The 25285-nt window shown below is 35.0% G+C and carries 21 protein-coding genes, 1 pseudogene, 1 riboswitch and 1 other annotated feature; of the genes and pseudogenes, 16 read left to right on the top strand and 6 right to left on the bottom strand.

Annotated features, from left to right (window positions below):
- Positions 1–5 precede the first annotated feature (5 nt).
- The 4 genes from malS (at position 6) to F8162_RS25740 (ending at position 7339) form a co-directional block, all read left to right on the top strand.
- On the top strand, positions 6–1718 hold the full coding sequence (malS, locus tag F8162_RS25755) for an oxaloacetate-decarboxylating malate dehydrogenase (RefSeq protein WP_151630889.1): 1713 nt from the start codon (positions 6–8) through the stop codon (positions 1716–1718).
- Between the two features lie 63 nt (positions 1719–1781).
- Positions 1782–3080 (top strand): sensor histidine kinase, encoded by a 1299-nt coding sequence (locus F8162_RS25750; RefSeq protein ID WP_192797669.1) that lies wholly within the window; start codon positions 1782–1784, stop codon positions 3078–3080.
- Between the two features lie 2 nt (positions 3081–3082).
- Positions 3083–4015 carry a response regulator gene (locus F8162_RS25745; protein ID WP_151630887.1) on the top strand — a complete coding sequence of 311 codons (933 nt, stop codon included), beginning with the start codon at positions 3083–3085 and terminating at the stop codon, positions 4013–4015.
- A gap of 117 nt (positions 4016–4132) precedes the next feature.
- Positions 4133–7339, top strand: coding sequence for a DEAD/DEAH box helicase (locus F8162_RS25740; RefSeq protein ID WP_151630886.1), 3207 nt, complete (start codon positions 4133–4135; stop codon positions 7337–7339).
- Positions 7340–7434: 95 nt separating this feature from the next.
- Here F8162_RS25740 and F8162_RS25735 read toward each other — a convergent pair whose 3' ends face one another.
- On the bottom strand, positions 7435–7569 hold the full coding sequence (locus F8162_RS25735) for a DUF3934 domain-containing protein (protein ID WP_000047588.1): 135 nt from the start codon (positions 7567–7569) through the stop codon (positions 7435–7437).
- Between the two features lie 405 nt (positions 7570–7974).
- Positions 7975–8233: a binding site (T-box leader), on the top strand.
- Positions 8234–8303: 70 nt separating this feature from the next.
- Here F8162_RS25735 and asnA point away from each other — a divergent pair.
- A complete protein-coding gene (gene asnA, locus F8162_RS25730; RefSeq protein WP_000284900.1) occupies positions 8304–9287 on the top strand; it encodes an aspartate--ammonia ligase in 984 nt (327 codons plus the stop codon).
- 138 nt (positions 9288–9425) lie between these two features.
- Entirely contained in the window at positions 9426–9866 is a 441-nt protein-coding gene (locus tag F8162_RS25725) for a helix-turn-helix domain-containing protein (protein ID WP_151630885.1), read from the top strand.
- 194 nt (positions 9867–10060) lie between these two features.
- Here the strand turns inward: F8162_RS25725 and F8162_RS25720 are convergent, their stop codons facing one another.
- Both F8162_RS25720 and F8162_RS25715 read right to left on the bottom strand, forming a co-directional pair.
- The gene (locus F8162_RS25720) at positions 10061–10513 is read right to left on the bottom strand and encodes a VOC family protein (protein WP_151630884.1); all 453 of its coding nucleotides are present in this window, start codon (positions 10511–10513) and stop codon (positions 10061–10063) included.
- A 346-nt stretch (positions 10514–10859) separates the two neighbouring features.
- A complete protein-coding gene (locus tag F8162_RS25715; protein ID WP_151630883.1) occupies positions 10860–12089 on the bottom strand; it encodes an aspartate kinase in 1230 nt (409 codons plus the stop codon).
- A 199-nt stretch (positions 12090–12288) separates the two neighbouring features.
- Positions 12289–12475: riboswitch (Lysine riboswitch) on the bottom strand.
- A 192-nt stretch (positions 12476–12667) separates the two neighbouring features.
- On the opposite strand from F8162_RS25715, the gene F8162_RS25705 reads away from it, so the two are divergent.
- From F8162_RS25705 to F8162_RS25695, 3 genes are read left to right on the top strand one after another with little or no spacing between them, the layout of a single operon-like run.
- Positions 12668–13576: a DoxX-like family protein gene (locus tag F8162_RS25705; protein ID WP_151630882.1), complete on the top strand. Its 909-nt coding sequence runs from the start codon at positions 12668–12670 to the stop codon at positions 13574–13576.
- Between the two features lie 3 nt (positions 13577–13579).
- The gene (locus tag F8162_RS25700) at positions 13580–14191 is read left to right on the top strand and encodes a DUF4166 domain-containing protein (protein WP_151630881.1); all 612 of its coding nucleotides are present in this window, start codon (positions 13580–13582) and stop codon (positions 14189–14191) included.
- A gap of 5 nt (positions 14192–14196) precedes the next feature.
- Positions 14197–15822 carry a YndJ family protein gene (locus F8162_RS25695; RefSeq protein WP_151630880.1) on the top strand — a complete coding sequence of 542 codons (1626 nt, stop codon included), beginning with the start codon at positions 14197–14199 and terminating at the stop codon, positions 15820–15822.
- 29 nt (positions 15823–15851) lie between these two features.
- Here the strand turns inward: F8162_RS25695 and F8162_RS25690 are convergent, their stop codons facing one another.
- On the bottom strand, positions 15852–16337 hold the full coding sequence (locus F8162_RS25690) for an 8-oxo-dGTP diphosphatase (RefSeq protein ID WP_151630879.1): 486 nt from the start codon (positions 16335–16337) through the stop codon (positions 15852–15854).
- Positions 16338–16505: 168 nt separating this feature from the next.
- Between F8162_RS25690 and F8162_RS25685 the strand changes: the two genes are divergently transcribed.
- Positions 16506–17750, top strand: a complete 1245-nt coding sequence (locus F8162_RS25685) for an N-acetylmuramoyl-L-alanine amidase (RefSeq protein WP_151630878.1) — start codon at positions 16506–16508, stop codon at positions 17748–17750.
- Between the two features lie 258 nt (positions 17751–18008).
- Positions 18009–19388, top strand: a complete 1380-nt coding sequence (locus tag F8162_RS25680) for an S-layer homology domain-containing protein (RefSeq protein WP_151630877.1) — start codon at positions 18009–18011, stop codon at positions 19386–19388.
- A gap of 36 nt (positions 19389–19424) precedes the next feature.
- Here the strand turns inward: F8162_RS25680 and F8162_RS25675 are convergent, their stop codons facing one another.
- Positions 19425–19958, bottom strand: a complete 534-nt coding sequence (locus F8162_RS25675) for a GNAT family N-acetyltransferase (protein WP_151630876.1) — start codon at positions 19956–19958, stop codon at positions 19425–19427.
- 160 nt (positions 19959–20118) lie between these two features.
- On the opposite strand from F8162_RS25675, the pseudogene F8162_RS29185 reads away from it, so the two are divergent.
- Positions 20119–20256: pseudogene (locus F8162_RS29185) on the top strand (MFS transporter); the annotation flags it as partial.
- Positions 20257–20284: 28 nt separating this feature from the next.
- Positions 20285–20563 carry a hypothetical protein gene (locus F8162_RS25665; protein WP_151630874.1) on the top strand — a complete coding sequence of 93 codons (279 nt, stop codon included), beginning with the start codon at positions 20285–20287 and terminating at the stop codon, positions 20561–20563.
- 19 nt (positions 20564–20582) lie between these two features.
- Here F8162_RS25665 and F8162_RS25660 read toward each other — a convergent pair whose 3' ends face one another.
- Positions 20583–21047, bottom strand: a complete 465-nt coding sequence (locus F8162_RS25660) for a hypothetical protein (RefSeq protein WP_151630873.1) — start codon at positions 21045–21047, stop codon at positions 20583–20585.
- Positions 21048–21467: 420 nt separating this feature from the next.
- Between F8162_RS25660 and F8162_RS25655 the strand changes: the two genes are divergently transcribed.
- The 3 genes from F8162_RS25655 to F8162_RS25645 all read left to right on the top strand — a co-directional run bounded on the left by F8162_RS25655 (position 21468) and on the right by F8162_RS25645 (position 25269).
- Positions 21468–22910 (top strand): carbon starvation protein A, encoded by a 1443-nt coding sequence (locus tag F8162_RS25655; RefSeq protein ID WP_151630872.1) that lies wholly within the window; start codon positions 21468–21470, stop codon positions 22908–22910.
- Positions 22911–22999: 89 nt separating this feature from the next.
- Entirely contained in the window at positions 23000–23812 is an 813-nt protein-coding gene (locus F8162_RS25650; RefSeq protein WP_151630871.1) for a polyphosphate kinase 2 family protein, read from the top strand.
- A gap of 188 nt (positions 23813–24000) precedes the next feature.
- On the top strand, positions 24001–25269 hold the full coding sequence (locus F8162_RS25645) for an MFS transporter (protein WP_151630870.1): 1269 nt from the start codon (positions 24001–24003) through the stop codon (positions 25267–25269).
- The last annotated feature ends 16 nt before the right edge of the window (positions 25270–25285 follow it).

Raw genomic sequence — 25285 nt, 5'->3', positions numbered from 1 at the left:
ATGTTATGAGTAAGTTTACAGTAGGTTCTAATGGTTCATTAGAAACAACATTAAGAGGAGTAGAAGTATTATCAACACCACTTTTAAATAAAGGGGTCGCTTTCACGCAAGATGAGAGAGAAGAATTAGGTTTAAAAGGGTTATTACCGCCAGCAGTTTTAACATTAGAAGAACAAGCACGCCGAGCATATGAACAATTTTGTTCTCAGCCGGATGATTTATTAAAGAATGTATACTTAACAGCGTTACATGATCGAAATGAAGTATTATTTTATCGTATACTAACAAATCACTTACGTGAAATGTTACCAATTGTATATACACCAACAGTCGGTGTAGCAATTCAAAGGTATAGTCATGAATACCGTAAACCACGTGGTGTGTATTTATCAATTAACGATCCATCAGGTATTGAAGACGCATTTGCCAATATCGGTGCAACAGCAGAAAACATTGATTTAGTCGTTGTAACAGATGGAGAAGGTATATTAGGAATTGGTGACTGGGGTGTTGGTGGTATAAACATCGCAATTGGGAAATTAGCTGTTTATACGGCCGCAGTTGGAATCGATCCTAGCCGTGTATTACCGGTCATTTTAGATGTAGGTACAAATCGTGAGGAACTATTAAACAATCCATTTTATATTGGAAATCGTCACCCTCGTATAACTGGTGAAGCTTACGATGAATTTATTGATACATTTGTACAAGCAGTGAATAAACAATTCCCGAAAGCACTTTTACATTGGGAAGACTTTAGCTCTCGAAATGCACGAAAAATTTTAGATAAATATCGTCATGATATTTGTACATTTAATGATGATATTCAAGGTACAGGTGCAGTTTCACTTGCTGCTGTGTTATCGGCAGTGAAAGTTTCGGGTGTACCGTTAAGTGAACACCGCATTGTTGTGTTTGGTGCTGGTACGGCTGGAATCGGTATCGCAGATCAAGTTAGAGATGCAATGGTCCGCGTTGGCGTATCAGAAGAAGAATCATATAAGCGTTTCTGGTGTATTGATCGTAACGGGTTAATGACAGATGATATGGAAGATCTTCTTGATTTCCAAATGCCATATGCAAGAAAAGAATCGGAAGTAAGTGAGTGGAAACAAAATGATGCGATCGGACTTGCTGAAGTTGTGAAGCATGTAAAACCGACAATTTTAATCGGTACATCAACTGTTGCAGGAGCATTCAAAGAAGAGATTATTAAAGAAATGGCTTCTCACGTAGAAAGACCAATTATTTTACCAATGTCGAATCCGACGCCACTTGCTGAAGCAAAACCAGCTGATTTAATTGAGTGGACAGAAGGAAGAGCGTTAGTTGCAACAGGAAGTCCATTTGAACCAGTTACATACAACGGTGTAACGTATGTGATTGGACAATCAAATAATGCACTTATTTTCCCAGGACTTGGTCTTGGAACAATTGTCGTACGTGCAAGCGTCATGACAGATGGAATGTTCGCAGCAGCAGCTGAAGCAGTTGCAAGCATGGTAGATACAAGTCAGCCAGGAGCACCTATTTTGCCAGAAGTTGAAGAGTTACGTAATATCTCGGAAATGGTTGCAATTGAAGTAGCGAAAGTTGCCGTTGCAGAAGGTGTAGCTAGAGAGAACTTAAGTGATAACGATATCAAGATTGCAGTGAAAGAAGCAATCTGGGAGCCAGAGTATCGCCAAATAAAAGCGGTAGAAAAGGTTAGAATATAGAAATAAAGCCCGTTTATATAATAAGCGGGCTTTCACTTTTACTACTGACAAAAAGTATAGGAAGTGGCACCTTTGAATTGGAATCAGTTATGGAAGAAAGATATATCCCTTTTAACTATATTAATGGTTGTTGTTCCGATTGCTGGAGAACTTAATTTTCACCCTTTTAACGATACGTTTCGCGTTAGCTTTGGGACGCCGCTTTTCTTCTTTTTATTACTATTTTTAAGAAGAATACCAGCAGCGGCTGCAGGTATTCTTGTCGGTATATGTGTAGTATTATTCCGTGTATGTCTTGACTGGGTCATGCAAGGTTCATTTCATATGACGGAATCATTTTATTTGCGCTATCCTGTGTTCTTTTATTATTTTATTTATGGAAGTCTTTTTTCACTTTGTAGGGTAAATAAGTTTCATCAGAAACCAATCGTTATTGGATGCCTTGGAATTACAATTGAAATTATCGCAAGTATGTCAGAACTAGCAATTTATCATATGGTAGTACTCGGTACAACAATAACAGTTTCTGAAGTAAATAAACTTATCATTATTGCTGTTTTCCGTAGTTTCTTTGCACTAGGCTTTTTAAATATGATGATTTTATATGAAACGAAATTAAAAGAATCACAAGTTCGAAAAGAAAATGAAAAAATGTTTATGCACCTTTCGAACTTATATGTAGAATCTGTTCATTTGAAAAAAACGTTACAAAATGCAGAATTGATTACACAAGAAGCATATCAACTATATCGAAATTTACAGGCGAAAAATGATTCTAGCAGTAAAACAGCCTTGAAAATAGCGGGAGAAGTGCACGAAATAAAAAAGGATAATCAAAGAATTTTTGCAGGATTATCTAAACTGTTATTAGATAAAAATGTGGCCGAGTATGTAGAAGGACATGAGCTTACAGAAATGATCGTAAGAATAAATGAGAAATATGCTGAAATGCTAAGGAAAGATATACGTTTTTCTAAACATATAGAAGGTGAACACGCTGCATATCACGTGTATACAGTGCTATCAATCTTTAATAACTTAGTTGCAAATGCAGTGGAAGCAATTGAAGATAGGGGTCTCATTCGTATTAAGTTATATAAACGAGATCAACATGTAATCTTTGAAGTAATTGACGATGGCCCTGGTATTGCACAAAAGTATAAGAAATTAGTATTTAAGCCCGGGTTTACCTCCAAGTATGATCAAACAGGAACACCGTCAACAGGTATTGGACTTTCTTACATACACGAAATGGTAACAGAGCTTGGCGGAGAAGTAAGGTTAGAAGACAATGAAACTGAAAAAGGGTGTAAGTTTATCGTTTGTTTACCGGAGTGCAGTTTAAAGCGGGAAGGGGAATAGGTTTGTTTTATTATATCGTAGATGATGATGAAGTGTTCCGTTCGATGCTTTCGCAAATTATTGAGGATGGCGATCTTGGGGAAGTAATTGGAGAATCCGAAGATGGAGCGTTTATTGAGGCAGAACAGCTAAATTATAAAAAAGTAGATATTTTATTTATTGATTTACTAATGCCGATGAGAGATGGCATCGAAACAGTTCGTCATATAGCGTCTTCATTTACTGGGAAAATTATTATGATTTCTCAAGTTGAATCGAAACAGCTCATTGGTGAGGCGTATACACTTGGTGTGGAATATTATATTACAAAACCACTAAACAAAATAGAAGTAGTATCGGTTGTACGAAAAGTGATAGAGCGTATTCGTTTGGAACGTTCTATATATGACATTCAAAAATCATTAAATAATGTATTTCAGTGGGAAAAGCCGCAAATGCGTAGTGAAACAGTGCAAGAAGGAAAAAAGATATCAGATTTAGGACGCTTCTTACTAGCAGAACTCGGTATTGCGGGAGAGAACGGAAGTAAAGATTTACTTAATATGCTGGAATATTTATACGGACAAGAAAAGGCGCAAACATTTGAATTTGGATTTCCGGCATTAAAAGATATTTTTCACCAAATAACATTAAAAAAATTAGATCATATAGCTTCGGATACAGATATAGATAAGGAGAGAAAAGCATCTGAACAACGTGTAAGAAGAGCGATTTATCAATCATTGAATCATTTAGCTTCCCTCGGACTAACAGACTTTTCAAATCCGAAATTTGAAAGCTATGCTCCGAAATTTTTTGATTTCACTGTAGTGAGAAAACGGATGACAGAAATGACAAAGGATGAAATAGCAACTTCTGGCCATATACGAATTAATACGAAGAAATTTATTCAAGTGTTGTATTTTGAGGCGAAACGGTTGATGGAGATAGAGTGAAGAAGATGCTTATAAATAAGCATCTTTTTTGTTGAATCAACATTTTATATTTTCTCGTTGAGCATGTAAAATGTTAAGTAAGAGAAAATGGTTTCACATTAAGGAAGTGTCAAAACAATGGGTTTTACATTAAATAAATCGATTATAAAAGAAGTATGCGGAGAGACCTCTTATAAAAGAGGCGAAGCTTATTATAAAGCAAATAAAGTAATCGTGAATCATTATGATGAAACGAAAGAAATTTGTGAGGCGACGGTAAAAGGGAATGAAGATTTTCATGTTACAGTAGAAAAAGCTAAAAAAGGGGATGTAGTTGCGAGCTGTAGTTGTCCTTCGTTAGTGTCTTTTCAAACGTACTGTCAACATGTTGCAGCCGTACTAATACAAATAAATTATAACCAGCAAACGGGCGGCATGGCCTCTGCTAGTAGTGAAAATATGAGCGGAAATGATGTATTAACGAATGGGATGTTTCAGTTGTTTGCAAACAAACCACTGCGGCCAAAAAGTAAACAACACCGTTTTGATACACGTGAAATATTAGATGTTGCGTTTATATGTTTACCAGTAGCGACGAAAAGTGGTGGGGCCCTTCTTGGAATTCAGTTAAAACTTGCGAAAACATATTTTATAAAGCATATTAGAGAATTTCTTTCTAACGTGGAGAAAAGAGAGGCTTTTCATTGCTCTAATGAATTTACATACACACCAGATGTACATAGCTTCAGGCAAGAAACGGACGCGGTTATTCAGCAGCTGATTAAAATGTATCATAATGAAAAAATGTATGAAGATGCGTTAGAAGTACATGCGAAACAAGATGAAAGTATGATATTCATACCGCCGGCTTCGTGGAAAAATATGCTCTCTTCACTTTCTAAAGTTGAGTATGTACAGCTGAAACAAAATGAGCAACTGTTTCATGGCTTACAAATGTCAAACGGTTTATTGCCATTACATTTTGAGTTTACGAAAGGAAATAATGGTGGGTTTACAATTCATATAGATGGCTTAAATCGTGTTCAAGTTATGGAAATGTATAATAACGCTCTTTACGATGGGAAATTATATCATTTACCTATGGAAGATTGTATGCGCCTTATTGAATTGCAAAAGATGATGAGTCGCTCAAATAGTAATCAGTTTTATATTCCTGAAAGCAAGATGGAACATTTCGTAGCGAAAGTTGTGCCAGGATTAATGAAACTTGGAACGGTACGAATTGATGAAGTAATATCGGATCGTGTTGAAACGCCGTCGCTAAAAGCAAAACTGTATTTAGATCGTGTGAAAAATCGTTTGTTAGCAGGCCTGGAATTTCATTATGGAAACGTCATGATCAATCCGCTAGAAGAAGATGGACAGCCGTCTGTTTTTAATCGTGATGAGAAAAAGGAAAAAGAGATTTTAGACATTATGAGTGAAAGTGCCTTCGCGAAAACAGAAGGTGGTTACTTTATGCATAATGAAGATGCTGAGTATAACTTTTTATATCATGTCGTTCCAACGTTAAAAGGCTTAGTTGATATTTACGCGACAACAGCAATCAAATTACGCATTCATAAAGGGGATACAGCACCTCTTATTAGGGTGAGAAGAAAAGAAAGAATTGATTGGTTGTCATTTCGATTTGATATAAAAGGAATACCAGAAGCGGAAATTAAAGGTGTATTATTGGCTCTTGAAGAGAAACGTAAATATTACCGATTAGCGAATGGTTCTTTATTATCACTAGAGAGCAAAGAGTTTAATGAAATTAATCAGTTTGTAAAAGAATCAGGTATTCGGAAAGAGTTTTTACACGGGGAAGAAGTGAATGTTCCGCTTATTCGGAGTGTGAAATGGATGAACGGACTTCACGAAGGTAATGTTTTAAGTTTAGATGAATCTGTTCAAGATTTAGTTGAAAGTATTCAAAATCCGAAAAAATTAAAGTTTACAGTACCGCAAACTTTACATGCTGTAATGAGAGAGTATCAAGTATACGGATTCGAGTGGATGAAAACACTCGCCCATTACCGTTTCGGCGGCATTTTAGCAGATGATATGGGACTTGGAAAAACGCTGCAAAGTATTGCCTTTATAGATTCTGTTTTGCCTGAAATTCGGGAGAAAAAGCTGCCTATATTAGTCGTTTCACCGTCCTCTCTCGTCTACAATTGGTTTAGTGAATTGAAAAAATTCGCCCCGCATATTAGAGCAGTTATTGCAGATGGAAATCAAGCAGAGCGGCGAAAAATCTTAAAAGACATAGCGGAATTTGATGTCGTAATTACGTCATATCCACTACTGAGAAGAGATATAAGATCGTATGCGAGGCCATTTCATACACTATTTCTTGATGAAGCACAGGCGTTTAAAAATCCTACAACGCAAACTGCAAGAGCGGTGAAAACAATCCAAGCTGAGTATCGTTTCGGACTAACGGGAACGCCTGTAGAAAATTCATTAGAAGAGCTATGGTCTATTTTCCACGTTGTATTTCCGGAATTATTACCAGGAAGAAAAGAATTCGGTGATTTAAGGCGCGAAGATATAGCGAAGCGTGTAAAACCTTTCGTATTAAGACGATTAAAAAAAGACGTATTACAGGAGCTTCCAGATAAAATAGAGCACTTACAGTCGTCGGAGTTATTACCAGATCAAAAGAGACTATATGCTGCTTATTTAGCGAAATTAAGGGAAGAAACGTTAAAACATTTAGATAAAGATACGTTACGTAAAAATAAAATTAGAATTTTAGCTGGCTTAACGAGATTACGACAAATTTGTAATCATCCCGCTTTATTCGTGGATGATTACAAGGGCAGTTCCGCTAAATTTGAACAACTGCTAGAGATACTAGAGGAATGCAGGAGTACTGGTAAGAGAATTTTAATTTTTTCTCAATTTACGAAGATGCTGTCCATTATTGGTCGTGAGTTAAATCGTCAAGCGATTCCATACTTTTATTTAGACGGAAATACACCTTCGCAGGAACGTGTAGAGCTATGTGACCGGTTTAACGAAGGAGAAGGGGACCTGTTTCTTATTTCTTTAAAAGCTGGTGGTACAGGTCTTAACTTAACGGGTGCCGATACGGTTATATTGTACGATTTATGGTGGAATCCAGCTGTTGAACAACAAGCAGCAGATAGAGCATATCGAATGGGACAAAAAAATACAGTGCAAGTGATTAAGTTAGTGGCTCACGGAACAATTGAAGAAAAGATGCATGAATTGCAAGAGAGTAAGAAAAATTTAATCGCTGAAGTGATTGAGCCAGGAGAAGAGAAATTATCATCAATCACAGAGGAAGAAATACGAGATATTTTAATGATTTAATATAAAAAGCTATGCTTTCACATGTATGAGAGCATAGCTTTTTTAGTGTAATAATTATAATTTGTTTTGAACAAAGTAAAGAGATAATACAGAATTTACTTTTTAGTCCCTTTACTTTTATATGGCTTGGCAGCTGCCTTTTTCTTTGCACTTGATTGCCAACGGTTCCATCCTTTACTTCCTGTACCTTGTCCTACACCTTTTTTCGGTTTTGCTTTCGTTTTGCTCATATGATCACTCCGTTATATAAAAATCTTATTTGATAATAGTCAATGATTTAGAACATACTCTTTATAAATGACTATGATTGCTTTAAGTAAAAATAAAGTGCTTGAATGCTATAGTATAACACGAATTTGCAAGTAAACTGAAAGGAATTACAAAGAAAATGAAAATAATACGGAATACTGCGGATTCTATATTTCGAACGATTACATTACTTGTTGTGTATATGTTAGTCTCGGTTAGTGAAACATTTTTTGGATTGACAAGGCAAAAGAAGTGAAGACGTTATATTGAAAACAATCAATAAAGCCGTAAAATAAAGAATTAAAAAATATTTTTAAATTTTTGTTGACTTTCTTTATTTTTTGTATAGAATAATCATTAATAAAATGTTTCAGAGATGTGACAACAAAACGACTATGAAAGGACGAGTAGTAGTAGGATGTAGTCTAAGCGAGTCAGGGGTGGTGTGAGCCTGATACGAAGCCTATTATGAAGAACCTCCTGGAGTTGCTAACCGAAATCCTTTACAGGAAAGTAGACTTAGCCGGGAACTTCGCCGTTACAAGAAGAACAGTATCGAGATATTTCATCTCCGTATTGTATAAGTGAGCAACCTCTGTTGCTAATTTGGGTGGTACCGCGGAACCAAAGTCTTTCGTCCCAGTTTTTTGGGAAAGAAGGGCTTTTTTTGTTGGCTTCTTTTCACAACATCCAAACATTTTAGGAGGAAACCACCATGTATCAATCATTAATGACAGTAAGAGAGACTCAAATCGCAATTAAGGAAGTTAAAACATTTTTCGAGGATCAATTAGCAAAACGCCTTGAACTATTCCGCGTATCTGCACCATTATTCGTAACGAAAAAATCAGGATTAAACGATCATTTAAACGGTGTAGAACGTCCAATTGAATTTGATATGTTACATTCAGGAGAAGAATTAGAAATTGTTCACTCACTAGCGAAGTGGAAAAGATTCGCATTACATGAATACGGATATGAAGCTGGTGAAGGCTTATATACAAACATGAACGCGATTCGTCGTGATGAGGAACTTGATGCAACACATTCCATTTACGTTGACCAATGGGATTGGGAAAAAATTGTTCAAAAAGAATGGCGTACTGTAGATTACTTGCAAGAAACAGTACAAACAATTTATGGAATATTCAAAGATTTAGAAGATCACTTATTTGAAAAATATCCGTTCCTTGGAAAGTATTTACCAGAAGAAGTAGTTTTCATTACTTCCCAAGAACTAGAAGATAAATATCCAGAATTAACACCGAAAGATCGTGAACATGCAATTGCGAAAGAACACGGTGCAGTCTTCATTATCGGAATTGGTGATGCACTTCGTTCAGGTGAAAAGCATGATGGACGCGCAGCTGATTATGATGATTGGAAATTAAACGGTGACATTTTATTTTGGCACCCAGTACTACAATCTTCATTTGAATTATCATCAATGGGAATTCGAGTTGATAGTAAATCACTTGATGAGCAGTTAACGAAAACTGGTGAAGACTTCAAACGTGAGTATGATTTCCATAAAGGTATTTTAGAAGACGTACTACCATTAACAATTGGCGGTGGTATTGGACAATCAAGAATGTGCATGTACTTCTTAAGAAAAGCACATATCGGTGAAGTTCAATCTTCTGTATGGCCTGACGATTTACGTGAAGCTTGTAAGAAAGAAAACATTCATCTGTTTTAATAGAAGGAAGAGAGGGTAACTCAAAGAGTTATTCTCTCTTTTTTATTGTGTAAACGAATGGTTTACACTGAATTTTACCAATAGTTTCTTTCTTTTTCATCTCCTATTATGTCATAATTTGTTAAAGGAGGGGACGTTATGAGTTTAGGACAACAACTTAAAAGATTGCGAGAGTCAAAAGGGTTTTCACAGGAAGATGTTGCTAAAAAAATTGGTGTGACAAGGCAAGCTGTGTATAAGTGGGAACATGATAAAAGCTGTCCGGATATTGATAATTTAATTTTGCTTAGCGAAATGTATAATGTCACGCTAGATGAATTAATAAAAGGAAACCAAAGCTTTAAAGAGAAAATACATATTGATGAAGAAGATGAAGATTTTGAGAAAGAGAATGAATTTGGTTTCTACATTGGATTTGGTTTGCTAATTGTGAGTGCTTTCGTTGATTATGAAGGAATGCAAGAGATATTATTAGGAATAGCACTATTCATGATGGTTTTTTACTCTGACGTAAAGAAAGTGATTTTGAATGAGTTCAGATCGTTTTTTAAAAGAAAAGATATATATGATAAGAAGTGAGAAGAGTCAGTTATATTTCCTAGGAAAGAGTATAACAAGTAATTGAATTGTTTTATAATGATTTCGGGATATTGATAGTATGTTAAAAAGTCCAAACAAGCATAACCCCGTTCTAAAGCTAGGACGGGGTTCAAAATCTAAGATTTATTAAGCGTAAAGTTCTTTCAAATATTTTTACTTCAGTAAAACATTACTTATTTATTACCGAGTTCTTCCGCCAAACCGATTAAAATCCCTTCGGTTCCACGAATGTAGCAGAGTCGATACGAGTCCTCGTACTGAACTATTTCGCCAACGAGCTGAGCACCATGCTTAGTCAGTCTGGATACCATTTCGTCAATGTCCTCAACGGTGAACATGACGCGTAAATAACCGAGGGCATTTACAGGAGCTGTTCGGTGATCTGCAATAGTAGGTGGTGTGAGAAATCGAGAAAGTTCAATTCGGCTATGGCCATCTGGGGTCACCATCATAGCAATCTCCACGGACTGAGAACCGAGTCCGGTTACACGACCAGCCCATTCACCTTCGACAGTAGCTCGTCCTTCGAGTTTTAATCCAATCTCCTCGAAGAAAGAGATTGCGTTATCAAGGGATTCTACAACAATGCTGACATTGTCCATTCTTAGTAATCTGTTGCTTGCCATAGTCTCTATCTCCTTTATATGTATAAATTTATTATCTAACTATCCTCATAATTATACTAAAATTTCTTCTAAACAAAAAACACCTTGTCACAGTGTAGGAAAGTGTGACAAGGTGTTTTCGGGTATAGAATAAACATTTTGTTAACGAACAACACTTCGTAAACCTTCTACTATTGAAATACGCGTGAATTTTATTTTGTGAATGCTATCATTTTAAGAATTTGACAATGTAGTTGCTATTCGATAAAAGAACTTCGACTTTTCCGCAAAATCTTCTTATCCTGTTTCTATTTATATAGGAAGGAAATAGATTCATATAATTAGTTTTAAGTTTTACTAGTGGAAATTAACTCATCTGCACTAAAGGCTCAATTTTCGCCATAAATGATTGATGCAGCGCCTCGACACCTGTTACTAAATGAAGGCGGTCAATAACGACAGACACTTTAATTTCTGATGTACTTACCATTTTAATATGAATATCTTCTTCTTTTAAAGTAGTGAACATATTCGCAGCAACACCTGGATTAGAGACCATACCAGATCCTACAATTGATACTTTTGCTAAATGATTTTCATATTCTACAGATTCATAGTGAAGTGTTTCTTGATTTTGTTTTAATACCTCTAATGTTTCTTTTAAATCATTAGAATGGATTGAGAAGGAGAGGTGAACAGTTCCTTCATTTGTAATACTTTGGATGATGATATCTACATTAATATGTGCCGCTGCTAATGTAGAGAAAATCGTTGAAAGTGCACCTTGTTCTAATCCTTTCATTGTGACGCGTGTAATATTATCTTCAAATGCAATACCTTTAACGATTGATTGTTGTTCCATGTTACATTCTCCTTTTACAATTGTTCCATTTTCTTGTTCCATACTTGAGCGAACTTCTAAAATGACATTATGATTTTTAGCAAACTCAACCGCACGCGGGTGTAATACGCCAGCACCGAGATTTGCTAGTTCTAGCATTTCGTCATAAGAAATTTCATCTAATTTATAAGCATTTTTTACAACTCGTGGGTCCGTCGTATATACGCCGGTCACATCCGTGTAAATATCGCATTTTTTTGCTTTCAGTGCAGCAGCTAATGCAACAGCAGTTGTATCAGAACCACCGCGTCCAAGCGTTGTAATTTCATGGTTTTCACTAACTCCTTGGAAGCCAGCTACGATAACAATCGTACCTTCAGTAAGATAAGATTGAATTCGATCTGTATGAATGTCAGTAATCCGTGCACTACTATGTACAGATTCTGTCGTAATACCAGCTTGCCATCCTGTTAATGAAATCGCGTTATAACCTTTTGATTGGAGTGCTATCGTTAATAATGAAATAGTCACTTGCTCACCTGTTGATAGAAGCATATCCATTTCACGTTTACTTGGATTTTCTGTAATAGCGTTAGCGAGTGCTACAAGTTCATCTGTGCTTTTTCCCATTGCTGAAACGACAGAGACGATACTATGCCCTCGTTCATATTCTTCAATAATTAAATTTGCTACATGTTGAATGCGCTCAACACTTCCGACAGAAGTGCCACCAAATTTTTGTACAATCGTTTCCATTACGAATTCCTTCTTTCATCCATTTTTAAGAATAGATTAGGACATATATAAATCCCAATATTCCTGTAGTTACCAGAGAAAAACAAAAAACACCATCTCAAATAAGTGAGGATGGTGCTGTTACAGGAAAAGGGAAACAGAAAACGGAGCTAATAAAAAAACCGCCAAAAAAGGAATACCATAAAAATGATATCTCTTTTTTGTAGATAGCTCTTCATACATACACTTCTGTACATATGACAGTTCTGTTTCTATTCGAAAACAGCCCCAATCGATAAATGCAGAGAAAATTATCGATTTCGGCAATACTTCCTTTCATCTAATTTCATAGACATCTCTGTGTCTCCATTAGAATAATCATAAGTATCGCAACCTCTATCTCACGTTTTAGGCGAGAGTGTTTGATTTATGAAGTTGTTGGTAACATTTGTTTTATAATAATTTAAATTTTTCGGGGAATCAAGTGTTTTGTATAAATTTTTAAAATTCTTTCTTTTCTAAAAGGAAGAATTTTAAAAATGTAGCAAAATAAATTCATTGCATGTACATTAAACTTATAGTGCATAGGAGGTGGAAGAATGAAGGGGAAAAAGCCTATTTATGTTTCGGCAAAAATGAAAACCACAATGGAAAAATTATGGGAATATACGCAGGAACCAGATATACATACAGAATGGGATGCTCGTTTTACTGAAATTTCGTATTTAGAGAAAAAAGAAGGAGAACCGCAGAAGTTTTTATATAAAACAAAGATCGGATTTGGATTTGAAATAGCTGGGGAAGGGGAATCGATAGGTGAAATAAGAAAAGAAACGGGTGAAAGAATTTCGTCTTTGAAATTTTGGACGGATAATAGATTATCTCTTATTCAAATAGGGCGTGGTTATTGGAAGTATACACCGCATAAAGAACATATTCATTTTGAGACGCAATATGATTATGATACGAGGTTTGGTCGTATAGGGGATGTAATAGATTTCTATATGTTTCGGCCGTTATTAGGCTGGGCGACTGCTTGGAGTTTTGATGCTTTAAAGTTATGGTTAGAAAAGGGACTTCATCCTAGATTACTAATTAGAAGAACAATGACATATTGGCTCGTATGTTTTTTATTTGCCTTTGTATGGATGTATCAAGGGATAGTGCCGAAACTAGTGTTTACTCATTTAGAAGAAGTAAAAATGTTGTCTGTGATAATTGGTTCAACTGCGCATAGTATTTTTCTAGTTAAAATAATTGGATTGTTAGAAATTATTTTTGGCGTCATATGGCTGTTGCCATTTTCAAAACGAAAAGTATTCATCGTACATATTTTTATATTAATAGCCTTGACAATAGCGGCAGGATTTACGAATATCGCAAGCTTTACAGAGCCGTTTAATCCAATTACATTAAACGTTCTACTAATGGGATTATCAATTGTCGGTTATATAAATAGCACGAATTTACCAAGCTCAAAAAATTGCAAGAGGAAAAGAAAGGGATAATGTATGGCTAATATGTATGAAAGACTATTAGGAGATTCTTATAAAAAGCTTCATCCAAAATTACAGAGGCGCTATGAAATTACAGAAGAAAATAGTTTTACTGGAGAAGGAAAGATGGATGAGATTTATGGAGGCTCTTTTTTCGTAAAATTAATATTAAAAATTGCATCGAAGTTCCGTATGTTTTTCTCTGAGCGGGGGAAGGAAGTGCCATTTACAATACATAATACTGCTGAGCGAGATGAACATGGACATGAGTTTGTGCGATGGAATCGTACTTTTTATTTTCATAATAAAAAAAGATATTTTAACGCTGTTATGCAGTTGGATGAAGAGAATAATGAAATTGTAGATTATTTTGGTGAACCGCACATACTTGTTTCTACATTGAATTTTCATATTGATGAGGTGGGGGCAATGTATATTTCTTCGAAGAAACAATGGTTTTACATGTTTGGAAGGAAAGTCCCGTTACCTAGATTTTTATACGGGGAGGCCAACATTGTAGAAAGTTATGATGAAACACAACAATGCTTTCGAATTCATGTACAAGTACGAAATCCGTTAATTGGTTCATTATTTTCATATAAGGGGACATTTGTGGAAAGGAAATAAATGATATGAAAAATATAATAGTTGGACTTGCTTGTTATATTATTTTTCTAATATGTGAGTGGTCAAATGTAAACCCAGTTGAAGCAATTATTTTATTATCTATTTTGTTATTTATACCGATGTCATTTTGCATCATTGATAAGAAAACAAGAAATGGATCATATGTGTTTTTTTATAAATTTATATCGTTGTTATATCCAATCGCAGCAATTAGTGCAATGTTAGCTTTCGTAACGAACCACTATTTTTTTGCGTTACTTTGGTTTGTATATACAGGAATTGTTGCATTATTTGGTGTGAGTAGATTACTAGAAAGAGGATGGAAACCGCTAGAAGAGACAGCTATCGATAGTGCGTTTATATATTTGTTTTTAGGTGGTTTTTGGTTTTTTGCTTCTGTAGCAAAACTCTCCATTATACACTTTAGTTCTGACATTGTTTTACTCACAGCTGCACACTTTCATTATTCGGCATTTCTACTGCCGTTATCAGCTGGTTTAATTGGGAGAAAAAGAGAAAAGAGAAGTAAAGTGTATGATGCTATTATGTTTATCATCGTCATTTCACCTATGACAGTTGCAATAGGAATTACGTACTCCAGAGTATTTGAATTTTTTGCAGTTTTTCTATATTTATGTGCGATTTATAGTTATGGTATTTATGTTTGGCGCACGAAATTTAATGCTATCAGTGCAAAAATTCTCCTGATCATATCGTCTAGCACACTCATGGTAACAATTATGTTTTCACTTATATATTCGTATGGGAATTTGAAACATGTAATGACGATTACAATCGCTCAAATGGTTTGGATTCACGGTGTTGTCAATGGAATTGGAGTAGCGTTACCAGCATTTGTCGGCTGGTTGATTGAAAAGAGTGCTCCAAATTATAAATATTACGGGAAACCAATGAGCAGGTTAAGAGGAAATGTGACAGTTGGTGAAGCATTTTTACATAACAGAAATTTAATAGATAGCAAAGAATACAAAGGTTTAGTTGATAATATGAATGATTTTCATAGTGAGGCATTTGACGTGACGAAGATTCCTTTAAGTATTATTCGCTTTTATGAGGATACAAAAGAGTATGAGTTACAATCACATATTAAATGGGCTCGCTGGTTCCGCCCGGTAGCATTTTGCTATGAGAAAATGAGTAAACGTGTAGGACAAATACATTTAGGAATGGGCGGCAAGTCGGAAACGATGCACGGCTCTATCGTCGGGATAATAGATGAGAAGGATGGAAGAGAGAATGTAAGGGCTTGGTTAAGAAAAAATGAAGCAGGAGAATCTATATTTGTAGCTCTTTACTCAAAGCATACATATGAGAACGAGACGTATATGAATATTGCATTACCTTTGCCATATTCGAATATGACGGGAGTTTTGAAAGTATATAATAAGAGTAATGATTTAATCATTACTAGTAAGTTGAGAAAAAATGGTAAGGGGGATGAGGGGATTTATTTACATACTCGTTTCTTTACAATACGTTTACCGTTAGCAGAGACTTTTATTATTAAAGAGAACACGGATCACATATTAGAAGCTAATCATAGAATGTGGATATTTGGGATTAAGTTTTTAGAAATTGATTATGAGATTACGAAAATAGAGGAGAAATAAGAAAAGCTTGGAGAGATTCCAAGCTTTTTTTACGTATGCGTAATTGTCATAGCAACTTGTTTATCTAAGTCTCGGTCCCAAATACGTTGAATTTCAAAGGTACCTTTTTCAAAAAATAATGGGAATCTCTCTTTAAACCAATTTTGCATAGGAAGATTTAATGCTGTATCAATTGTCACCCATAATAATTCGCCCTCAGGAGGATTCATAAGAAGTTCGCCTTCAAATGAGTCTGCCCAATAATTAAATACCATATATCGAACATTTTCTTTCGGATTTACGTATTCATCTAATCCCTTAAAAGTTAAATTTGAAACAAGTAATCCAGTTTCTTCTTTTACTTCTCGTTTAGCAGCGTGAACGATACTTTCTGGGAAATCTACTTTTCCGCCAGGAGCGATGTAGCCAGGGAAGCCTAGATGATCGGGGCGCTGTATTAACAATACTTCGTTATTCCGCTGAATCATACACATCGTGTAAATACGGTGTTCTATATCTTTCCAATTGTTGCTCATATGAATCTCTCCCTTATAAAACCTTATAGTTTTTAACTATAGTTATATATGACAAAAAATACAATAATAATACAAAAATATACAAATTTCAATTGACCAGTACCAATTTTCAGAACTATAATTAGTCTGTTACATAAATACATTGTACTTGAGAGGGGAATATATTCTATGAAAAATAGAATAATTGCAGCAGGAGTAATCGCAGCTAGTATATTATCTTATTCATCTAGTAGTTTCGCACAAACAAAAACGTTTCCAGATGTCCCAGCAGGGGATTGGTCAGAAGCTTCTATTAACTACTTAGCAGAAAAAGGCGCAGTTACAGGTAACGAGAAAGGAATGTTCGAGCCTAGAAAAGAGATTACTCGTGCAGAAGCAGCTACAATGATGGCTAAAATTTTAAAATTACCAATCGATAAAAATGCTAAACCATCTTACGCTGATTCTCAAAAACATTGGGCTACTCCAGTCATCGCAGCTGTAGAAAAAGCTGGTGTGGTTAAAGGTACAGGCAATGGATTTGAGCCAGATGGAAAAATCGACCGCGTTTCAATGGCATCTCTTCTTGTAGAAGCTTACAAATTAGAGTCTAAAGTGAACGGTACTCCAGCAACTAAATTCAAAGATTTAGAAACATTAAACTGGGGTAAAGAAAAAGCTAACATTCTAGTTGCATTAGGGATTTCTGTAGGGACTGGTGACAGATGGGAGCCGAAAAAAATTCTAACTAAAGCAGAAGCAGCTCAATTTATTACAAAGACTGACTCACTTAAAGTAGGTAATCCTTTAGTAGAAAAGGTAGTTATTATTGATCCTGGTCATGGAGGATTTGATCCAGGGAATCCAGGACAAGGTGTAGAGGAAAGTAAAATTGTATTTGATACATCTTTAAGATTACAGAAGTTGTTAGAAAAAAATACACCTTTAAAAGCTTTGTTAACACGTGAAGAGAACGGAAATCCAGGAAGTAACAAAAATGAATCTCTTGCGAATCGAGTGAAATTTGGTCAAGAGAACAATGCAGATATATTTGTAAGCATTCATGCAAATTCTTCTAAAAATCATGATGGTCATGGAACGGAAACATATTATTATAAAAAATCCAAGCATGGAGAAGAGACACAGATTGAAAAGGATAGCGAAGTATTAGCAAAGAAAATTCAAAGTAGAGTAGTAGAAGCACTACATACAAGAGATAGAAAGATAAAAGACGATCACTCACTTTATGTAGTAAATAATAATACAGTACCAGCAGTTTTAACAGAGCTTGCCTTTATTGATAATGATATAGATAATGGTAAATTAGCTACTGAATCAGGAAGACAAATTGCTGCTGAGGCAGTTTATGCTGGTATTTTAGATTATTATGAATGGAAAGGTTTCGATGTTTCCAAATATCGTTTAGCTAAATAACAATGTTGATTGCTAAGCCCATCATCTATATAGAGGTGATGGGCTAATTATGTAAAAAATTGTGATTTTATATCGGAATAAAAAGATATATCGTATTATGCTGATTATAAATAAAATAATGGTAGATTAGTTTATTTTTATCACGTATACTTTTACTGTTGACTAATTAAGAGTTTGTTAGTTTAATAGGGAAAATTATACGATAAAGGGAGGCAAGTTAACACGGGACAAGCATATAGAAAACGTGTTAAACAATTTATGAAAAAAGTTATTTCTAATGTGTTAGCAGTGACAGTCGCACTTCAAGTAGTGATGGCTCCGGCAACTTCGTTTGCAGCTGAAAAAGAATTTCCAGACGTACCGAAAAATCATTGGTCATATAAAGCAATTACTAATTTAACGTCAAAAGAAATTATTGCAGGATATGATAATGGTAAGTTTGGCTTTGGGGATGTTGTAAATCGTGAGCAAGTAGCCGCATTAATATATCGTGCATTAAAACCAGACGCGAAAAGCGAATATAAAAATCCATACTCTGATATTAGCGAAGGAATAACAATGTTCCAAAAAGAAATTTTAACTTTAACAGATATGGGGATTTTCGTAGGTGATGGTAAAGGAACATTTAGACCGAAAGAATCTTTAACTCGTGCTGAAATGGCGGTAATTTTACAGAAAGCTTTTAAACTAAAAGTAAAAGCCGATCATACATTTAATGATGTTCCGAAAGATCATTGGGCAAGTGAAGCGATTAGTGCATTAGAGTCTAACGGCGTGACTGCAGGTAATGGAGCAGGTGCATTTAATCCAAATAGTGTTTTAACGCGTGAGGAATATGCACAATTTTTATATAACGCTATGGCATCGTATATCAATCTAGATGTAACGTTACCATCTAATATAACAGCACAAGAGATTGATAATTTCATTGGAAAGTATCATTCAGACAGTCCACTTGTTGGAAATGGTAAAGATTTTATTCAAGCACAAAATGAGTATGGTGTGAACGCATTATACTTAGCTGCACATGCAATCTTAGAATCTGGTTATGGTAAATCAGAAATTGCATATCGTAAACATAATTTATTTGGCTTAAGAGCGTATGATTGGGATCCATTTGCACATGCAAAATATTTACCGTCTTATGCATTAAGTATTTCATACAATGCTGATTATGTAAGAAAAAACTACTTAGAAGAAGGCGCTCCTCATTTCAATGGTTACACATTACCTGATATGAATGTTAAGTATGCAACAGATAAAGCATGGGCTGGAAAAATAGCTAATATTATGGAACGTATTAAGCCTTTCAATAACAAAGATTATCAAAATGTAAAACGATTAGCGAAAAATCCTAATACATTAAATGTAAATGCACTAGGCGAAGCGATTCCATATAAAGATTATGCAAAAGATGCAACAGCTACAGTTCAATTGTTAGGGTCTTACTACCAAGTTCCATTCCCGTTTAACAACCCAATTAAGAGTGTACCAAATGTTAAACAAAATGAAGTTGGAAAATTAGAAAGTGGTAAGAAAGTAAATGTATATCGTGAAGATCCAAACGGTTGGGTAGAATTTTCATTTGAAAATGCTCAAGAAAAGTATTGGACATTGAAGAAGAACTTAAAATTATAAATAAAAAAGGTGTTTTCATTTATGAAAACACCTTTTTTATTTATATTCATCAAGTAATATTCCATAGTATGTAAGATCCATAGATTCACCAGATTTTACAACATGTTGTTTAAACGTCCCTTCATGTTTCATTCCGATTTTCTCCATAATTCGCCAGGAACCAGGATTATTTGTAAAAGCTGCTGCGAATATTTTGTTTAAATGTAGCTCGTTGAATCCATAATGCAGCAGTGCTTTCGCTGCTTCGGTACCAAATCCATTTCCCCAATAAGGTCTTCCAATCCAATAGGCCAGTTCTCCACGGTTATGGATATGATCTGAATTTAAATTAATTACACCTAATAATTCTTTATTATTCTTACCTAAGATAGAAAAAATCACAACTTTTTTATTCGTTGCTGCTTGTAGCATATGTGTAATAAAATCTTTGGCAGAGCCTTTTGGGTATGGGTGTGGAATAGATAGGGTTGTTTTAGCAACATCATAATCGCCAGCTAATTTTTCGATTACTGGAGCGTCGTCCAACTGTAATGAGCGTAGTATGAGTCTTTCTGTCTCAATTGTTTTCATATATTGTCTCCTTCATGTTTTTGATAATATTACCATAAATTTAACAATTTCATATATAATTAAATTGAAAATTTAAAATTATTAAAATTAAGATATTTACCGGGAGGATTTAGTCATTCGAAAAGAGGTGAGAGACATGCAAGGCGAAATACAAGCTGAGAAAAAGTTAGGTTATGTAGTTGTAGGCTGGTTAGCTACTATCATAGGTGGTGAGATAACGATTATAACATTAGCTATATTAGTACTTGTAACACTTGGAGTAGCATTATGTGTACCAAGTATTCGACGATTTGATTGATGATATAAGGGAAAGGAGAATAACTTATATGATTATTGAAAACTTGAACGATATAGTAGCAAAGGAATTGGACAGCCAATACAATTTGCAGGAAAAGATTTTTGAAGCAAAAAATTTCACAGTCTATATTGCTACCCATAGAGAAAATAAGCTAGCATATAACCAACTAGTATTAATAAAGCATTTTTGTAACGAAAAGCCTTCCGTGCATATTTGGCATAAGAAAATTAGCACCGATGCAACAACAATGGACATCACAAAAGAAGTGACAGAAGCAATTCAATCTGGTTTTATAAATGAAGAATAGGCCCTAATCAAATTAGGGCCTATTCTTCATTAAATACAAATGTTTGTTTCATTTGTTTCCCTTCATTTACTGGATGACCGTTGTAAGAGAAATTGTTTTCTTCCCAAGTAATGACGACTTTAAAATTATGGCTGTTAAAGTTTAAAAGGAATACGATGTAGTCAAAGCTTGTCTGACTTTTTGAAACGTTGTTATGTAATGTAGTAGGATTAAAAGTAGTTTTAGAGGCAGGAGTGTTATCAACGATTTCTACAGCTACATTTGATACATCATTACCGATGTTTTTTACGAGTAAACGATATGTATCATACACACCTTGTTTTGACTGCACTGCTTGCTTGTTTGCGTTATGAGATTTGTCAATTTCGATATGCCACTGTTTAGAACTTGAAGCAATTGGTAGTGATTGAAATGTGTACGCATTAGCTTGTATTGGTAGTGCTAAACAGATTAGTGCAAAGAGAGAAAATATTTTTCGCTTCATCTTTAGAGAGCTCCCATTCTTTAATGAATTTATATATTATTATCTTCTTTTTGTGAGAGGGTATACCCTATAATGTGAGTTAGCGTTGTGATGAAAATCGGGCTAGGAATCAGTTTTTTTCGCAACTGTTATTTTTGTATATATTTATTTCTGGAATGTTATTAGAATTGAATCCATGGTATACAGTAATTGAGTATATAAGTATTGCTGTATTAAGCCTTATCGTTGGAATAGATTTAGTTACGAATAATCAAGTCATTCTTACTGTTATAAGGCGGTAATTTCTAAGTTATAAAAAGAATATACTAAAAATTCTTTATAAACTGTTTATTTAATATGATTAAATATGCTAGAATAAATTGAAAACGTTTCCTTATATGGAAATAAGAAAGCGCTTTCTATAAGGGGGAGGGGATAGTAATGGTTACATTTTTAGTATCAATTGTCGTATTGATAATCGGTTATTTTACATACGGAAAGTTAATTGAAAAGATATTTGGAGTGAATTATTCAAGAAAGACACCAGCTTATGTGAATCAAGATGGGATAGACTATGTACCTATGGATAGGCGAAAGAATTCTATGATTCAATTATTAAATATTGCAGGTACTGGACCTATATTTGGACCAATATTAGGTGCTTTATATGGCCCGGTTGCATTTGTTTGGATCGTAATAGGGGCTATTTTTGCAGGGGCTGTTCATGATTATCTTACAGGTATGATTTCTATTCGAAATAAAGGGGCGCATATTCCTGAATTAGCAGGGAAGTTTTTAGGAAATGCAATGAGACATATTGTAAATGTTTTTTCACTACTGCTTTTAGTATTAGTAGGAACGGTGTTTATTACAACACCAGCATCGTTACTTGATATCGTATTGCAAGGAAAAGTGCCAATAACTATTATCTTATCTGTAATTTTCGTATATTACATTTTATCTACAATCTTGCCGATTGATAAAATTATAGGGAAAATTTATCCGGTATTAGGTGCATTGTTGCTAATAAGTGCTATTGGCATAGGGGGAATGATGATAATAAAAGGTTCTCCTATTCCAGAATTAACGTTTGAAAATATGCATCCAGATCATGCACCTATTTTTCCACTATTAATGCTGACAATTACATGTGGTGCTTTATCAGGATTTCACGCAACACAATCACCAATTATTTCAAGAACACTTCAAACTGAAAAACATGGCAGATATGTATTTTTCGGCATGATGATTGCGGAAGCGATTATTGCAATGATCTGGGCAGCAGCTGCGATGAGTATTTTCTCATACGGTGAATTAAATGAGTTAATTAAATCAGGTACACCAGCTGCGGTTGTAAGTGAAATCTCGAAGACCATGTTAGGTGCTGTAGGCGGAACAATCGCTGTTATCGGAGTAATTGTATTGCCAATTACATCTGGTGATACTGCTTTTCGTGCGGCACGTTCGATCATTGCAGACTATTTCAATTTTAAGCAAACGAAATTGAAAAATCGCTTAATTATTGCAATTCCATTGTTTGTTATTGCATACGGTTTAACGAAAATTGATTTCACACTGTTATGGAGATATTTCTCTTGGGCTAACCAATCGACTGCAGCAATTGCGTTATGGATTGGAACGATGTATTTATTCATCAAAGGAAAACCGTATGTTGTTTCCTTAATTCCGGCGATATTTATGCCACTCATGACTGTAATTTACATTTTAAATGCAAAAATAGGTTTTAATATTCCGTTAAATACATCTTATATTGTAGGTACAATTATTACCGTTATATTAACGGCTGTATTCTTTATGAAGGCTGTGAAAAATAAAAATGAGAATATTGAAGTAGATGTGCAATTAGAGAAGGAAGCTGTGTAGAGATTTTTCTACACAGCTTTTTCTAACATGAAATGATTTCCAAAAATATGTTAAAATAACATTGTCATACAACAAGGGGGATTTGTTTCATGGAAAACGGATATCTTGCTAAAGTAGATGTAACGAAAAAAATTGAATCGAAATCTAAGTACAATAAGAAATTAGAAAAATATCAAAGGCGCTTATTAGCATTGCAGCAAATTGTAAAAGAAGAAAAAATTGCAGTGATGCTCGTTATGGAAGGCTGGGATGCTGCTGGAAAAGGAGGAGCGATTAAACGAGTGACAGAACACCTTGATCCGCGCGGGTTTCAAGTAAATCCAATCGGAGCACCAGCACCTCATGAAAAACGGTACCATTACTTGCAACGTTTCTGGCGAAAACTTCCTCAGTACGGGCAAATTACTATTTTTGATCGCTCATGGTACGGCCGTGTGTTAGTTGAGCGTGTTGAAGGTTTTGCTACAAAGGAAGAGTGGACGAGAGCGTATAATGAGATTAATGACTTTGAAAAACTATTAACAGATGATCATTATATAATCGGGAAGTTTTTCTATCATATTAGTAAAGATGAACAATTAAAGAGGTTTAAAGATAGAGAGAACAATCCTTTGAAAAGATGGAAAATTACAGACGAAGATTGGCGTAACCGTGAAAAATGGGACGAGTATGTTGAAGCAATGGAAGACATGTTTGAAAAAACAAATAAGCCAAATGCAAAATGGAAAATTATCGCGAGTAACGATAAATTATACGCTCGATTGAAAACGTTGAAAGTGATTATTTCATTAATTGAGGATTACCTTTTAGAACATAATATAGAATTAACTTCTTATTATTATGAAATAAAAGAGGGAAAGACAGAAGGCTTTGAAATGAATCAAGATAAAGTTGTAAAATAGTACAAAGTTTGTATATGAAATATAAAGTAGAGTTACCCTGTAAGTTTGGGAACCCCTCGGTACTGGGAAAAATATAAACCGTGGGGTTCTTTACATGTATAAATAAATTTTTGCATTTTAAATTTGGGGATTTTGTTGTTCTATAGTACATTAACAAGAGGTATTAGTTTTATAGAAAGGGTGAGAAAATGATAGATACAGCAGATGCTTCAATAAGTAATCGTATATATACAGAAGAAGAGCAACAAAAATTATACAAAAGAACATTAATAATCGTAAGTATTTCACAAATGTTTGGCGGAGCAGGGTTAGCTGCTGGGATTACAGTAGGTGCACTTCTTGCGCAGCAAATGCTTGGGACAGATGCATATGCAGGATTACCGGCAGCTATGTTTACAATGGGATCTGCGGTAGCAGCTTTCTTTGTTGGGAAGTTATCGCAAAAGTATGGTCGCCGCATAGGGCTTGCAGGAGGTTTTATAGTAGGCGGGTTAGGGGCTATTGGAGTTGTGATGGCAGCTTTAACAAATAGTATTATTCTTTTACTAGTTTCTTTACTTATATATGGCGCGGGCACAGCTACGAATTTACAAGCGCGTTATGCTGGAACGGATTTAGCGAATAAGAAGCAAAGAGCAACTGCTATTAGTATTACGATGGTAATGACGACTTTTGGTGCAGTCGCAGGTCCAAATTTAGTGGGTGTAATGGGAAGATTTGCTCATTCAATTGGAATTCCTGAACTTGCTGGTCCGTTTATATTATCGGCAGCAGCATTTATACTAGCTGGTCTTGTCCTTTTTGTTATGCTTCGTCCAGATCCGTTACTTATTGCTAATATGATAGAAACGTATAAACAAGAGCATACATATAAAGGGCAACCAGTAATAGAAGAAGCGACAGAAAATAAACGAGGTATTACAGTTGGGGCAATCGTAATGATACTTACTCAAGTTGTGATGGTTGCGATTATGACGATGACTCCAGTTCATATGGGGCATCACGGTCATGGATTAAGTGCAGTAGGACTTGTGATTGGTTTTCATGTAGGTGCAATGTACCTTCCATCTCTCGTTACGGGAATGCTAATTAATAAAATTGGAAGAACTACGATGAGTATAGCTGGCGGAGTAATTTTACTAGCTGCAGGTGTCATAGCTGCAATCGCGCCGAGTGATTCTTTAATACTATTAATTGTTGCTTTATCTTTACTTGGATTAGGGTGGAACCTCGGTTTAATAAGTGGTACGGCTCAAATTGTTGATGCAACTATACCTTCCACACGTGCAAAAACACAAGGGGAAATAGATGTGTTTATTGCATTAGCTGGAGCTTCAGGCGGAGCGATGTCAGGTATGGTAGTGGCAAATTCAAGTTATGCGGCATTGTCATTAGCTGGAGGAGTTTTAGCTTTCATGCTTATTCCTGTTGTGATATGGTCTCGGACAGGTAAATAAAGTTAAGATAAAAGAA

This window comes from Bacillus sp. CH140a_4T, assembly GCF_008923725.1.
Taxonomy (GTDB): Bacteria; Bacillota; Bacilli; order Bacillales; family Bacillaceae_G; genus Bacillus_A.
Note: the sequence above shows the minus strand (reverse complement) of the source record. Positions and strands in the feature narration are given on the sequence as shown.

Coding starts and splice junctions, on each gene's coding strand:
- malS (WP_151630889.1), top strand. CDS start 6: ATGAGTAAGTTTACAGTAGGTTCTAATGGTTCATTAGAAACAACATTA.
- F8162_RS25740 (WP_151630886.1), top strand. CDS start 4,133: ATGGGTTTTACATTAAATAAATCGATTATAAAAGAAGTATGCGGAGAG.
- F8162_RS25735 (WP_000047588.1), bottom strand. CDS start 7,569: ATGAGCAAAACGAAAGCAAAACCGAAAAAAGGTGTAGGACAAGGTACA.
- asnA (WP_000284900.1), top strand. CDS start 8,304: ATGTATCAATCATTAATGACAGTAAGAGAGACTCAAATCGCAATTAAG.
- F8162_RS25725 (WP_151630885.1), top strand. CDS start 9,426: ATGAGTTTAGGACAACAACTTAAAAGATTGCGAGAGTCAAAAGGGTTT.
- F8162_RS25720 (WP_151630884.1), bottom strand. CDS start 10,513: ATGGCAAGCAACAGATTACTAAGAATGGACAATGTCAGCATTGTTGTA.
- F8162_RS25715 (WP_151630883.1), bottom strand. CDS start 12,089: ATGGAAACGATTGTACAAAAATTTGGTGGCACTTCTGTCGGAAGTGTT.
- F8162_RS25705 (WP_151630882.1), top strand. CDS start 12,668: ATGAAGGGGAAAAAGCCTATTTATGTTTCGGCAAAAATGAAAACCACA.
- F8162_RS25700 (WP_151630881.1), top strand. CDS start 13,580: ATGGCTAATATGTATGAAAGACTATTAGGAGATTCTTATAAAAAGCTT.
- F8162_RS25695 (WP_151630880.1), top strand. CDS start 14,197: ATGAAAAATATAATAGTTGGACTTGCTTGTTATATTATTTTTCTAATA.
- F8162_RS25690 (WP_151630879.1), bottom strand. CDS start 16,337: ATGAGCAACAATTGGAAAGATATAGAACACCGTATTTACACGATGTGT.
- F8162_RS25685 (WP_151630878.1), top strand. CDS start 16,506: ATGAAAAATAGAATAATTGCAGCAGGAGTAATCGCAGCTAGTATATTA.
- F8162_RS25680 (WP_151630877.1), top strand. CDS start 18,009: ATGAAAAAAGTTATTTCTAATGTGTTAGCAGTGACAGTCGCACTTCAA.
- F8162_RS25675 (WP_151630876.1), bottom strand. CDS start 19,958: ATGAAAACAATTGAGACAGAAAGACTCATACTACGCTCATTACAGTTG.
- F8162_RS25665 (WP_151630874.1), top strand. CDS start 20,285: ATGATTATTGAAAACTTGAACGATATAGTAGCAAAGGAATTGGACAGC.
- F8162_RS25660 (WP_151630873.1), bottom strand. CDS start 21,047: ATGAAGCGAAAAATATTTTCTCTCTTTGCACTAATCTGTTTAGCACTA.
- F8162_RS25655 (WP_151630872.1), top strand. CDS start 21,468: ATGGTTACATTTTTAGTATCAATTGTCGTATTGATAATCGGTTATTTT.
- F8162_RS25650 (WP_151630871.1), top strand. CDS start 23,000: ATGGAAAACGGATATCTTGCTAAAGTAGATGTAACGAAAAAAATTGAA.
- F8162_RS25645 (WP_151630870.1), top strand. CDS start 24,001: ATGATAGATACAGCAGATGCTTCAATAAGTAATCGTATATATACAGAA.